The 13,182-nt window shown below is 69.3% G+C and carries 7 protein-coding genes and 1 pseudogene; 5 read left to right on the top strand and 3 right to left on the bottom strand.

Going from position 1 to position 13,182, the window contains the following annotated elements:
- The first annotated feature begins 22 nt into the window (after window positions 1-22).
- The 4 genes and pseudogenes from AAG689_RS14875 (at window position 23) to AAG689_RS14860 (ending at window position 5,630) form a co-directional block, all read left to right on the top strand.
- Window positions 23-826: a DUF4198 domain-containing protein gene (locus tag AAG689_RS14875; RefSeq protein WP_020230382.1), complete on the top strand. Its 804-nt coding sequence runs from the start codon at window positions 23-25 to the stop codon at window positions 824-826.
- Window positions 827-834: 8 nt separating this feature from the next.
- Window positions 835-1,905, top strand: a complete 1,071-nt coding sequence (locus AAG689_RS14870; RefSeq protein ID WP_406622684.1) for an FAD:protein FMN transferase — start codon at window positions 835-837, stop codon at window positions 1,903-1,905.
- Window positions 1,906-1,907: 2 nt separating this feature from the next.
- Complete coding sequence (locus AAG689_RS14865) at window positions 1,908-3,296, top strand: sulfite reductase subunit alpha (RefSeq protein ID WP_406622683.1); 1,389 nt, start codon at window positions 1,908-1,910, stop codon at window positions 3,294-3,296.
- 175 nt (window positions 3,297-3,471) lie between these two features.
- Window positions 3,472-5,630, top strand: a pseudogene (locus AAG689_RS14860) (TonB-dependent receptor domain-containing protein).
- A 60-nt stretch (window positions 5,631-5,690) separates the two neighbouring features.
- On the opposite strand, the gene AAG689_RS14855 reads toward AAG689_RS14860, so the two are convergent.
- From AAG689_RS14855 to dnaG, 3 genes are all read right to left on the bottom strand, one after another.
- A complete protein-coding gene (locus AAG689_RS14855) occupies window positions 5,691-6,632 on the bottom strand; it encodes a ketopantoate reductase family protein (RefSeq protein WP_406622682.1) in 942 nt (313 codons plus the stop codon).
- Between the two features lie 182 nt (window positions 6,633-6,814).
- On the bottom strand, window positions 6,815-9,217 hold the full coding sequence (gene rpoD, locus AAG689_RS14850; protein WP_024000903.1) for an RNA polymerase sigma factor RpoD: 2,403 nt from the start codon (window positions 9,215-9,217) through the stop codon (window positions 6,815-6,817).
- Window positions 9,218-9,475: 258 nt separating this feature from the next.
- Window positions 9,476-11,407, bottom strand: a complete 1,932-nt coding sequence (dnaG, locus tag AAG689_RS14845) for a DNA primase (protein WP_406622681.1) — start codon at window positions 11,405-11,407, stop codon at window positions 9,476-9,478.
- Between the two features lie 69 nt (window positions 11,408-11,476).
- Between dnaG and AAG689_RS14840 the strand changes: the two genes are divergently transcribed.
- Window positions 11,477-13,123, top strand: a complete 1,647-nt coding sequence (locus AAG689_RS14840) for an acyl-CoA synthetase (RefSeq protein ID WP_406622680.1) — start codon at window positions 11,477-11,479, stop codon at window positions 13,121-13,123.
- Window positions 13,124-13,182: the final 59 nt, after the last annotated feature.

Below are 13,182 nucleotides of genomic sequence, written 5' to 3'. Positions count from 1 at the left end.
TTTCACGCAAGGAACCCTTCCCATGCAGATCAAGACCCGCATCGCCGCCAGCCTCATCGCCCTGTGCGGCGCCATCGGCACCGCCCAGGCCCACAACGTATGGCTGCTGCCGTCGAGCACCGTGCTGTCCAAGGCCGAATGGATCACGGTGGACGCCGCCGTCTCCAACGACCTGTTCTTCTTCAACCACTTCCCGCTGGCGCTGGACAACCTGGTCGTCACCGCCCCCGACGGCAGCGAGGCCAAGCCCGAGAACATGCACCGCGGCAAGCTGCGCAGCGTGTTCGACCTGAACCTCACGCAAAGCGGCACCTACCGCCTGGCGGTGGTCAGCAGCGGGCTGAACGCCAGCTACAAGGACGCGGGCGGCCAGCCCAAGCGCTGGCGCGGCACACCCGAGAAGTTCGCCGCCGAGGTGCCCGCCGATGCGAAGGACCTGAAGGTCACGCAGTCCGCCGGCCGCATCGAGACCTTCGTCACCGTGGGCAAGCCCAGCGCCGTCAAGCCCACGGGCAAGGGCCTGGAGCTGGTGCCCGTGACCCACCCCAACGACCTCGTGAAGGGTGAGAAGGCCACGTTCGCCTTCCACGTGGACGGCAAGCCCGCCGCCGGCCTCGAAGTGGTGCTGGTGGCCGGCGGCTCGCGCTACCGCGATGCGCTGAACGAAATCAAGGCCACGACCGATGCCAAGGGCGAATTCAGCGTGACCTGGCCCGCCGCCGGCATGTACTGGGTGGACGCGGACGCCAACGACGGCAAGACCACGCTGCCGCAGGCCAAGGAGCGGCGCCTGTCCTACGTGGGCACGGTCGAGGTGCTGCCCTGACCCAGCCCTTGCGCGTGCACTATGGCCCCGCGCTGCTGCGCAGGGGCCCGGGTGCGCGCGCGGCCGCCCCGATGGGCGGCGGCGTGTCCTTCCTGCCCCAGGGCTACGGCGCCGCGCCCACGCTGCGCGCGGCCGACCCGGCCACGCTGCACACGCTGCGCGGCGAGGCCATGGGCACCACATGGTCGGTGCGGCTGGCCAATCCGCGCTTCCTGCCCCTGGAGCAGTTGCGCGCGGCCATCGAGGAGGCGCTGGCCCTGGTCGTGCGGCAGATGAGCAACTGGGAGCAGGACTCCGACATCTCCCGTTTCAACCGCGCAGAGCCCGGCACCTGGCAGGCCCTGCCGCCCGAATGCTTCGCCGTGCTGTCCTGCGCGCTCGGCTGGGCCCGTGAGAGCGGCGGTGCGTGGGACCCCACCATGGGCCCGCTGGTCGACCTGTGGGGTTTCGGCCCGGCCGGCCATTCCGCTCAGGTGCCCGATGCCGGCGCAATGGCGCGGGCGCAGGCCCGCGTGGGCCACGCGCGCATCGCACTGCGGCCCGCCGAGCGGCTGGCCCTGCAGCCCGGTGGCGCGCAGGTGGACCTGTGCGGCATCGCCAAGGGCTATTCCGTGGACCTGGTGGCCGATGCGCTGCAGGCGCTGGGCCTGGCCGACTTCCTGGTGGAAGTGGGTGGCGAGCTGCGCGCGCGTGGCCGACGGCCCGACGGGCAGCCGTGGCGCGTGGCCGTGGCCGGCACCGCGCGAGAGGGCGCCTCGCCGCATACGCTGGTCTTGCAGGACATGGCCATCGCCACCTCCGGCGACCACTGGCATGCCTTCGACCAGGGCGGGCGCCGCTACTCGCACACCCTCGATCCCCGCACCGGCGCGCCCGTGGCCCATGCGCTGGCCAGCGTCACCGTGCTGCACGCCGAGTGCATGCAGGCCGACGCGCTGGCCACCGTGCTCACCGTGCTGGGGCCGCGCGAGGGCCTGGCGTTCGCCGCGTCGCGCGGCGTGGCCGCGCTGCTGTGCGAGCGCACGGCGCAGGGCCCGACGATGGCGATGACGCCGGCCTTCGAGACACTGACTTCCTGACCATGGCCTTCTCCGAATCCGCGCTGCGCATGGCTGCGGCGGTCCTCCTCATCGTGCTGTATGCGGCGCTGTGCGGGGGCATCTGGCTGCGCCAGCGCCGCCAGCAGGCCCGTGCGCGGCAGGAGGCCGCCGTGCTCGCTTCCGCGCGCGACGGGGTGCAGCCGCTGCTGATCGCCTTCGCCAGCCAGACGGGCCAGGCCGAGGAGCTGGCGCGCGAAACGGCGCGGCTGCTGCACACCGCGGGCGAGCCCGTGCACCTGTGCGCGCTCAATGCGGTGGACGCCGCCTTGCTGGCCCGCACGCAGCGTGCGCTGTTCGTCGCCAGCACCTACGGCGAAGGCGACGCGCCCGACAACGCCGCGCTGTTCCAGTCGCGCTGCATGGGCGAGGGCGCCGTGGGCGCATTGGATCACCTGCATTTCGGCCTGCTGGCCTTGGGCGACCGGCAGTACGCGCAGTTCTGCGGCTTCGGGCGCGCGCTCGATGCCTGGCTCCAGGCGCGCGGCGCCGTGCCGTGGTTCGAGCGCATCGACATGGACAACGCCGCGCCCGCCGCTCTGGCCGCATGGCAGCACCACCTGGCGCAGGTCTCCAGCCTGAGCGAGGTGCCCGCGCTGGATGCCTGGCAGGCCGGCGCCTTCGAGCCGTGGACGCTGGCCGAGCGCCGGCACCTGAACCCTGGCAGCGCGGGCGCGCCGGTGTTCCACCTCGCGCTGCAGCCGCCGCGCGGCGATGCGGCGTGGGAATCCGGCGACCTGGCGCAGGTGCGCGTGCCGGCGGCACCCGAACACCCGCGCGAGTACTCCATCGCCTCCATCGCGGCCGACGGCCGTGTGCACCTGCTGGTGCGCCAGGCGCTGCGCGAGGACGGCACGCCGGGCGTGGCCTCGGGCTGGCTCACGCAGGAGGCGCCGCTGGGCGGCGCGGTGGAGGTGCGGCTGCGCGCGCACCGCAACTTCCGGCTGGAGGACAACGCCGCGCGGCCGCTGGTGCTGATCGGCAACGGCACGGGCCTCGCCGGCCTGCGCGGCCACCTGCGCGCACGCGCCGCCGCGGGCGCGGGGCCCAACTGGCTGCTGTTCGGCGAGCGCAACGCGGCGCACGACACGCTGTACGGCGACGAACTGCAGGCCTGGCTGGCCAGCGGCGTGCTGCAGCGGCTGGACCTGGCGTTCTCGCGCGACCAGGCTGTGCGCGTGTACGTGCAGGACCGCCTGGCGCAGGCCGCGGACACGCTGCGCGAGTGGGTGCAGGGCGGGGCGGCTATCTACGTCTGCGGCAGCCTGCAGGGCATGGCGCAAGGCGTGGACGACACCCTGCGCGCAGTGCTGGGAGCCGAACAAATGGAGCAGCTCGTGCGCAGCGGGCGCTACCGGCGCGACGTGTACTGACGCACGGCTTGGGTGTGGGCTGGCAGCCACACTTTGTGTGCATTTGTTGAAATTGATAATAGAAACAATTCTTATTATCTATACAATTTTGCCCTGCATCTTCCGTCTCGCATAACAAAACATTTCAGCGCGCATTGCACGGGATCCCCGTTTCTTTGTTCCTGGAGTGTTTTCCATGCCAACTCGCACACCGCGCGGCGTCTGTCCGCAGCGCCTCCTTCCCCTGTCCGTCGCCGTTTCCGCCCTGTGCGCCATGGGTGCGGCATCCGCGCAAAGCGCCGCCGAGCCGGTGGCCGAGCTGCGCGAGGTGGTGGTCTCCGCCTCGGGCTTCGAACAGGACATCAAGGAGGCGCCGGCCTCCATCACCGTCATCACGCGCAAGGAACTGGAGCAAAAGCGCTTCAGCAGCCTGGCGCAGGCGCTGGAGGACGTGGAGGGCGTGGACATCGGCGCCGCCACGGACAAGACCGGCGGGCTGAACATCGGCATCCGCGGCATGCCCAGCGACTACACGCTGGTCCTCATCGACGGGCGCCGCCAGAACTCGGCCGGCAACGTCACGCCCAACGACTTCGGCGGCACACAGACGAGCTTCCTGCCGCCGCTGTCGGCCATCGAGCGCATCGAGGTCATCCGCGGCCCCATGTCCACGCTGTACGGCTCCGACGCCATGGGCGGCGTGATCAACATCATCACGCGCAAGGTGGGCAAGACCTGGACCGGCTCGGTCGGCGCCGACTACACGCTGCAGGAGGAATCGGCCTTCGGCGACACCCGCTCGGCCCGCTTCTACCTGAGCGGCCCCATCAAGGAAGATCTGGTGGGCCTGGCCCTGCGCGGCAGCGCCTTCCGCCGCAACGCGGCCGACGTCACCTACGTCGGCGCCAACGGCCAGCTGGTCATCCCCTCGATGGGCGCCAACCCCGTCAAGTCCGACGTGGACACCCTCGGCGCACGCCTGTCCATCACGCCCAACCGCTACCACGACATCGTGCTCGACGTCGACACCGGCCGCCAGACCTACGACAACTCGCGCGGCCAGATGGGCACGCTGGGCACCGGCGGCTACGCGCCCGAGCAGAAGTACAACCGCGACCAGTGGAGCATCGCCCACACCGGCCGTTACGGCTTCGGCACCTGGGACACGAGCTACATGGTCAACAGCACCGAGACCATCGGCCGCACCATTCCCCCGGCACGCCGGGCGCCGTGGCCGGCGGCCCGCGCACGCTGGAGGTCAAGAGCAAGGTGTTCGACACCAAGCTGGTCACCCCCTGGAGCAACCACCTCACCACCCTGGGCGGCCAGTGGTGGGAGGCCGAGATGGAAGACGGCGTGGCGCCCGGCAAGTTCGAGTTCACGCAGAAGGCCCTGTTCGTCGAGGACGAGTGGAGCCTGGTGGATACCTTCAAGCTCACCCTGGGCGCGCGCTACGACCGCCACAGCATCTTCGGCGGCAAGACCAGCCCGCGCATCTACGGCGTGTGGAACGCCGCACCGCAGTGGACGGTGAAGGGCGGCGTGAGCAACGGCTACAAGACCCCGCGCGTCGAGCAGCTCGCGCCCGGCATCAACGGCTTCGGCGGGCAGGGCACCATCCCGCTCATCGGCACGCCCACCCTCAAGCCCGAGACCAGCCGCAGCACCGAGCTGGGCGTGTACTTCGACGATGCCCGGGGGTTCTCCGCCAGCGCGATGCTGTTCAACAACCAGTTCAAGGACAAGATCACCAGCGGCCCCGGCCTGCCCAACTGCGGCTGGCCCGGCGCGCCCAATCGCCCCGGCTGCGTGGACTTCGGCAACTGGCCCAGGGTAGACATGTTCGGCCAGAGCATCAACGTGGACGAGGCCGTCACCCGCGGCCTGGAGCTGGGCGCGCGCTACGCCATCAACAAGCAGTGGGCCACCAGCGGCAACTACACCTACACCAAGAGCGAGCAAAAGAGCGGCCCCAACGCCGGCAAGCCGCTGACCGACACGCCCAAGCACGCGCTCAACGCCCGCATCGACTGGACCCCCTCGGCCCAGTGGAACACCTGGCTGCGCGCCGAATACCGCAGCGAGCGCTGGCGCGACCCCGGCACCGCGGCCACCTCGATTGCCGCCGCGCAGATCCTGGGCGACTACAAGGCCTACACCCAGTTCCACGTGGGCGGCAGCTACCGCGTCACGCCCCGGTTCACCGTCAGCGCCGCCATCTACAACCTGTTCAACAAGGACTTCGTGGACTACCGGCCCTACTACCAGAGTGGCAACACTGTCACCTACGGCAACCGCTACCGCAACCCGCAGGATGGCCGGCGCCTGTGGATCTCGGCCAACTACGAGTTCTGATTGCTCTGCTTATAGGAGCTGCCAGCGCTTGACTGGCAAGCGCTGGAGGCCAATTTGGCTTCAAGCCTTGGCCGAGGCGGCAGCCTCGGCCATGCGCACCAGCACCCGCATCGCGCGGTTGACCGGCGTGGGCACGCCGAGTGCCGCACCGCGCCGGGCCACGTAGCCGTTGAGGTGCTCGATCTCCGTGGGCCGGCCGCGCGCCAGGTCCTGCGCGGTGGACGAGCGCTGGCCCGGCATGGTGGCCACGATGCCGCGCACGGCGGCGTGGATGTCGCCGGGGATCTTCACCCCGTCGGCCCGCGCCACGGCCAGGCACTCGGACACCAGGTCGCCGATCACGGCGTCGGCCCCGTCCTGCGCGGCCAGCCAGCCGTAGGGCTGCTGGGTGAGGGCCGAGAGCGCGTTGTAGGCGCAGTTGATGACCAGCTTGGCCCAGAGCGCGCCGCGCACGTTGTCGGAGATCTGCGTGGGAATGCCTGCCGCGCCGAAGGTCTGCGCCACGCGCTCGCTGCCCGGCGCGGGAGCGATCACCAGCTCGCCGCGCCCGTGGTGGCGCACGTGGCCCGCGCCCTCCATGGCCGTGGCCACGTAGACCACGGCCGCCGCCACCGGATGGGCGGGGCCGAGCACGGCGCGGGCGCGCTCGTCGTTGTCCACGCCGTTCTGCAGCGTGAGCACCAGCGCGCCGGGCGCGAGGTGCGGCAGGATCTGGCGCGCGGCGTCTTCCGTGTCGGTGGACTTCACGCACAGCAGCACCACGTCCGCACCGGCCACGGCGCTGGCTTCGGTGCTGGCGGCCAGGGACACGTGCACGTCCTCGGTGGCGGTCTGCAGCCGCAGGCCGCGGGCCTGGATGGCCTGCACGTGCGCGGGCCGGCCGATGAGCGTGACGGCATGCCCGGCGCGCGCCAGCAGCGCGCCGAAGTAGCAGCCCACGGCGCCCGCGCCCATGACGGCGATGCGCAGGGGGCTGGAAGGGGAAGGGGGGGACGGGGTCATGGCGGTGCGGGAGGTTGCGAAGCGGGCATTGTCCCGCGCCCTGGGAAAAACCGTTTTGCTATTATAAAAATAGCTGCGAGCGCTTGATAGATAAGCGCTGGAGCCCATTTCGACTTGAAATCTCGCGAGCGAAAAAAAGCCCCGGCCACGGGGCCGGGGCTTGTGGGGAACGGCTGCGGAAATTACAGCGAATCGATGAAGCTGCGCAGCTTGTCCGAGCGGCTGGGGTGCTTGAGCTTGCGCAGCGCCTTGGCCTCGATCTGGCGGATGCGCTCGCGCGTCACGTCGAACTGCTTGCCCACTTCCTCCAGCGTGTGGTCGGTGGACATCTCGATGCCGAAGCGCATGCGCAGCACCTTGGCTTCGCGCGGGGTGAGGCCGTCGAGGATGTCCTTGACCACGTCGCGCAGGCCGGCCTGCATGGCGGCGTCGACCGGGGCGGTGTTGTTCTGGTCCTCGATGAAGTCGCCCAGGTGGCTGTCGTCGTCGTCCCCGATGGGCGTTTCCATCGAGATCGGCTCCTTGGCGATCTTCATGATCTTGCGGATCTTGTCCTCGGGGATCTCCATCTTCGCGGCCAGGATGGACGCATCGGGCTCGAAGCCGAACTCCTGCAGGTGCTGGCGGCTGATGCGGTTCATCTTGTTGATGGTCTCGATCATGTGCACCGGGATGCGGATGGTGCGCGCCTGGTCGGCGATCGAGCGCGTGATGGCCTGGCGGATCCACCACGTGGCGTAGGTCGAGAACTTGTAGCCGCGGCGGTATTCGAACTTGTCCACCGCCTTCATCAGGCCGATGTTGCCTTCCTGGATCAGGTCGAGGAACTGCAGGCCGCGGTTGGTGTATTTCTTGGCAATCGAGATCACCAGGCGCAGGTTGGCCTCGATCATCTCCTTCTTGGCGTCGCGCGAGTTGGCTTCGCCCTGGTTCATGCGCTTGTTGATTTCCTTGAGCTCGGTGAGCGGCACCACCACGCGCGCCTGCAGGTCCATGAGCTTTTGCTGCAGTTCCTGGATGGGCGGCACGTTGCGCTGCATCACGGTGCTCCAGGGCTTGCCCGCGGCGGCCTGCTTTTCCACCCACTGCAGGTTCAGCAGGTTGGGCGGGAAGTCCTTGATGAACATTTCCTGCGGCATGCCGCACTTGTCCACGATGATGCGGCGCAGCTCGCGCTCCTTCTTGCGCACGTCGTCCACCTGGGCGCGCACCATGTCGCACAGCTTCTCGATGGTCTTGGCGGTGAAGCGGATGGTCATCAGCTCGGCCGAGATTTCGTGCTGCACCTTCATGTACGCAGGTCCGCCGTAGCCGTCCTTGTCGTAGATCTTGTGCATCTTCTCGAACAGCCCGCGCAGCGTGTCGAAGCGGCGCAGGGCCTCGTTCTTGAGTTCCTCGAGCTTCTTGGTCAGGGCCTTGGAGCCGCCCTTGCCGTCGTCGTCGTCTTCCTCGTCGAACTCGTCGAAGTCTTCCTCGGCCACGTAGTCGTCGGCCTCGTTGGGGTTGGAGAAGCCGTCGACCACGGTGGAGATCACCACCTTGCCCTCGCGGATTTCCTCGCCCATCGCCAGGATTTCGGCAATGGTGGCGGGGGAGGCGCTGATCGCCTCCATCATGTCCATCAGGCCGCCTTCGATGCGCTTGGCGATCTCGATCTCGCCCTCGCGCGTGAGCAGTTCCACCGTGCCCATCTCGCGCATGTACATGCGCACGGGGTCGGTGGTGCGGCCGAATTCGCTGTCCACGGTAGAGAGAGCCGCCTCGGCTTCTTCCTCGGCTTCTTCCACGGTGGTGGCCGTGGGCGTCACGTTGTTCTGGAACAGGGTCTCGGCGTCGGGCGTCTGCTCGTAGACGGCCACGCCCATGTCGCCCAGCATGGCGACCACGACTTCCATGGTCTCGTTGTCGACCAGCTTGTCGGGCAGGTGGTCGGAGATCTCGACCTGCGTGAGGTAGCCGCGCGTCTTGCCCAGGGTGATGAGCTTCTTGAGCTGCGAGCGGCGCTTGGCCATGTCCTCTTCGGACAGGACGGTCTCGTCCAGGCCGAATTCCTTCATCAAGGCGCGCTCCTTCGCCTTGCTGATCTTCATGCGCAGGGGCTTGACCTTCTCGGCCGTGGGCACGACCTCGGCGACTTCGGGCTCGCCTTCCAGTTCGGATTCGATGTCGGATAGGTCGGCGTCGTCCTCGGCGCCTTCTTCCTTGGCCTTGGGCTTGCGGCCGCGCTTGGCTGGGGTCTTGGCGGCAGCGGCTGCCTTCGGCGCGGCGGCGGCCTTGGCGGGGCGGCCGGGCTTCTTCTTGGGCTCTTCGGCGTCCGTTTCCGCATCGGCGGCCTTGGCGGCGCGCGCGGGCTTCTTCTTCAGCAATTCGTCAGCGGCTTTCTTCAGCTCGGCGGTACTTTTCGTGGAGGGCACGGTCTTGGCTTTCGTCACGGCCTTGGCCGGCGCGGCAGCAGTCTTCGCGGAGGAGGCTGTCGCGCTGGCCTTGGCGGCGGGTTTCTTCACGGTGGATGCGGCTTTGGGGGCAGCCTTCGCGGTGGAGCCAGAGGCGGACTTGGGCGACTTCGCGGACTTTTGAGCGGGCATGGACAACCTCAGGGTCAAAAACGGACACACAAAGAAAACACAAGCGCCACGGTTCCCGGCGCGGGCAGGCACGGCGCAGGCGGGCGGGCCTGCACGGTCGAGGGGTAACCCTCAGGGGCAAGATGTCTGGGCGAACATTTGGTGTGCAGTCCTTGCGGGGAGGAGGGCGGTGGTGCGCGTTTGTCACGGGTGCCCGGGGCCGGAGGTGCTGCTGTCGCTCTTGCCGACAAACCTTAAATTATACCGATCCAGGAAAAGTCAAGAGGCTTGGCGCCCGTTTTCCTCCAGCGCGCGGCGGCGCACCTGCAGCGCGCGGTAGCGCTCCAGGGCAGCCGGGTCTTGGGAGGCGGCGGCGATCAGCGCGCTTTGCTGGCGCTTGATGGCGTCGATGAGCATGCGGTCGAGCAGGCCGCGCAGTTCGGCGCGCAGCTCGGCCTCGTCGCCTTCGGTCTGGGCGTGCGAGCCGGTCATGACGCGCTCGGCCAGCGGCTCGCACGGGTGCCCGCGCAGGGACTCGCGCAGCACGGCCCAGGCCAGGGCGCCGTGGTCGTGGAACTGGCCCTCCAGCCACGCGAACAGCGGGCCATGGGGCTCGGGCAGCTCGCAGAGCACGGCGTGGTCCTCGTGCGTCAGGTGCTCGATGAACGCCATGTGCGACAGCAGCAGCCGTGCCGCGTGGTCGTCGCGGCTGGCGGCCGGGGTGCGCGGCAGCGGCGGCTGGGCGGGCCGCTCGTCGCGGCGCCAGCGGCCCTTGCCGTCGCCGCTCTTGCGCCAGGGCCGCTGGCCCGGGGGGCTCTCGCCGGGCCAGTCCTGCGGCGGCGGGGGCTCGTGGCCCCAGGGCGGCTCGTCCGCGTGGGCCGGTGCGCCCGCGGCCGTGCCGGGGCGGGCGGGTTCCTGCGCCCACAGCTCGGCCAGCTCCTTGGGCGGCAACTGCCCCAGTTCGCCCAGTTCGGCGAGCAGCTGGCGCTTGAGGGCGCCGTCGGGCATCAGGCTCCAGAGCGGGCGGGCGTTGGCGAGCATGTGGGCGCGGCCCTCGGCGGTACCCAGGTCGCAGCCCTCGCGCGCGGCGTCGAGCAGGAAGCGCGACAACGGCAGCGCGTCGCCCACGTGGCGCGCGAAGGCGTCGGCGCCGTGGGCGCGGATGAAGCTGTCAGGGTCGTGCTCGGCGGGGAGGAAAAGGAACTTCACGCTGCGCGTGTCGCTGGCGTAGGGCAGGGCGCCGTCGAGCGCCTTGCGCGCCGCGCGCCGGCCGGCCGCGTCGCCGTCGAAGCTGAACACCACGGTGTCGGTGAAGCGGAACAGCTTGTGCACGTGGTCGGCCGTGCAGGCCGTGCCCAGCGTGGCCACGGCGTTGGGAAAGCCGAGCTGGGCCAGGGCCACCACGTCCATGTAGCCCTCGGTGACCAGGGCGTAGCCGTGCTCGCGGATGGCGGTACGCGCCTCGTAGAGGCCGTAGAGCTCGCGCCCCTTGTGGAACACGGGGGTCTCGGGCGAGTTGAGGTACTTGGGCTTGTCGTCGCCCAGCACCCGCCCGCCGAAGCCGATGCATTCGCCCTTGACGTTGCGGATCGGGAACATCACCCGGTCGCGGAAGCGGTCGTAGCGCTTGCCGTCGTCCTCGCCCACGATGACCAGGCCGCTTTCTTCCAGCAGCGGGCTGTCGTATTCGGGGAACACGCTGGCCAGGCCGCGCCATCCCTCGGGCGCGTAGCCCAGGCCATAGCGCTTGGCGATCTGGCCCGACACGCCCCGGCCCTTGAAGTACTGGATGGCGCGCGGCGACTCGCGCAGGTGGCGGCGCCAGGCTTCGCCGGCCTTTTCCAGCACGTCGGTCAGCGTGGCCTGCTTCTGGCGCTGGGCGGCGGCGCGCTCGCGGTCCTGGGGCGAGGTGTTCTCGTCCTCGGGCACCTGCATGCCCACGTGCTGGGCCAGGTCCTGCACCGCCTCGCGAAAGCCCATGCCCGCGTGGTCCATCAGAAAGCCGATGGCGTTGCCGTTCTTGCCGCAGCCGAAACAGTGGAAGAACTGCTTGGACGGGCTGACGCTGAACGAGGGCGACTTCTCCCCATGGAAGGGGCACAGCCCCATATAGTTGGCGCCGCTCTTCTTGAGCTGCACGTAGCGGCCGACGATATCGACCACATCGGCACGCGCGAGCAACTCCTGGATGAACGACTGGGGAATAGACACCCCATGATTTTCTCCGATGCTCAGCCTGGCGTCAGGCGGGCTTGGTGTAATAGATGGAAGGAGATCACCATGACCAGCAAGTACGACCAGAACCTGCCCCAGACGCCCGCCAACCACGCCCCGCTGTCGCCGCTGTCCTTCATCGAGCGCACGGCCGAGGTCTACCCCGACCGCCTGGCCATCGTGCACGGCGCGCTGCGCCAGACCTGGGGCCAGACCTATGCGCGCTGCCGGCGCCTGGCCAGCAGCCTGCGCGCCGCCGGCATCGGCAAGAACGACACGGTGGCGGTGATGCTGCCCAACACCCCGCCCATGGTGGAGGCGCACTTCGGCGTGCCCATGGCGGGCGCGGTGCTCAACACGCTCAACACGCGGCTGGACCCGGAAACCATCGCCTTCATGCTCGACCACGGCGAGGCACGGGCGGTAATCGTCGATCCCGAATTCGCCCCCGCGATGGCCAAGGCGCTGGCGCTGCGCCAGTCCACCGAGCCGCTGCTGGTCATCGACGTGGAGGACGCGGTCTACGGCGCCGCCGAGCAGCGCATCGGCACGCAGACCTACGAGGAATTCCTGGCCGCGGGCGACGCGCAGTTCGCCTGGGAACTGCCGGCGGACGAGTGGGACGCCATCGCGCTCAACTACACCTCCGGCACCACCGGCAACCCCAAGGGCGTGGTCTACCACCACCGGGGCGCGGCCATCAACGCCATCAGCAACGTGCTGGAGTGGGACATGCCCAAGCACGCCGTCTACCTGTGGACACTGCCCATGTTCCACTGCAACGGCTGGTGCTTCCCCTGGACGGTGGCCGCGCGCGCGGGCGTCAACGTGTGCCTGCGCCGCGTGGAGGCGCAGGCCATCTTCGACGCCATCCGCGACCACGGCGTGACGCACTACTGCGGCGCGCCCATCGTGCAGGGCCTGCTGGTGAACGCGCCCGAGGCGATGAAGGCCGGCATCCCTGCCGGCGTGAAGGCCATGGTGGCCGGCGCCGCGCCGCCCGCATCCATGATCGAGGGCATGGAGAAGATGGGGTTCGATCTCACGCACGTCTACGGCCTCACCGAGGTCTACGGCCCCGCCACCGTGTGTGCCAAGCACGGGGACTGGGACGGCCTGGACATCGGCGACCGTGCCCGCCTCAACGCCCGCCAGGGCGTGCGCTACCACCTGCAGCGCGCCGCCGCCGTACTCGACCCCGAGACCATGCAGCCCGTGCCGCACGACGGCGAGACCATGGGCGAGATCATGTTCAAGGGCAACATCGCCATGAAGGGCTACCTCAAGAACCCCAAGGCGACGCAGGAAGCCTTCGCGGGCGGCTGGTTCCACAGCGGCGACCTCGCGGTGCAGTACCCGGACGGCTACATCAAGATCAAGGACCGCAGCAAGGACATCATCATCTCGGGCGGCGAGAACATCTCGTCCATCGAGGTGGAGGACGTGCTCTACCGCCACCCCGACGTGCTGGCCGCCGCCGTGGTCGCCAAGCCCGACCCCAAGTGGGGCGAGACGCCCTGCGCCTTCGTGGAGCTCAAGGCCGGCGCCAGCGCGACGCCCGAGGACATCGTCGCCCACTGCAAGCAGCACCTGGCCGGCTTCAAGGTGCCGCGCGCCGTGGTGTTCGGCGAGTTGCCCAAGACCAGCACCGGCAAGATCCAGAAGTTCGAGCTGCGCAAGCAGGCCGGCTCGGCGGCGGCGATCAACGTGTGACCTGCCCGGGAGGGAGGCGACGGGATTTTGCTGCATTACATATAATTGACATGTCATTT

This window comes from Acidovorax sp. SDU_ACID1 (assembly GCF_045291395.1).
In the GTDB taxonomy this organism is placed as follows: domain Bacteria; phylum Pseudomonadota; class Gammaproteobacteria; order Burkholderiales; family Burkholderiaceae_C; genus MR-S7.
Note: the sequence above shows the minus strand (reverse complement) of the source record. Positions and strands in the feature narration are given on the sequence as shown.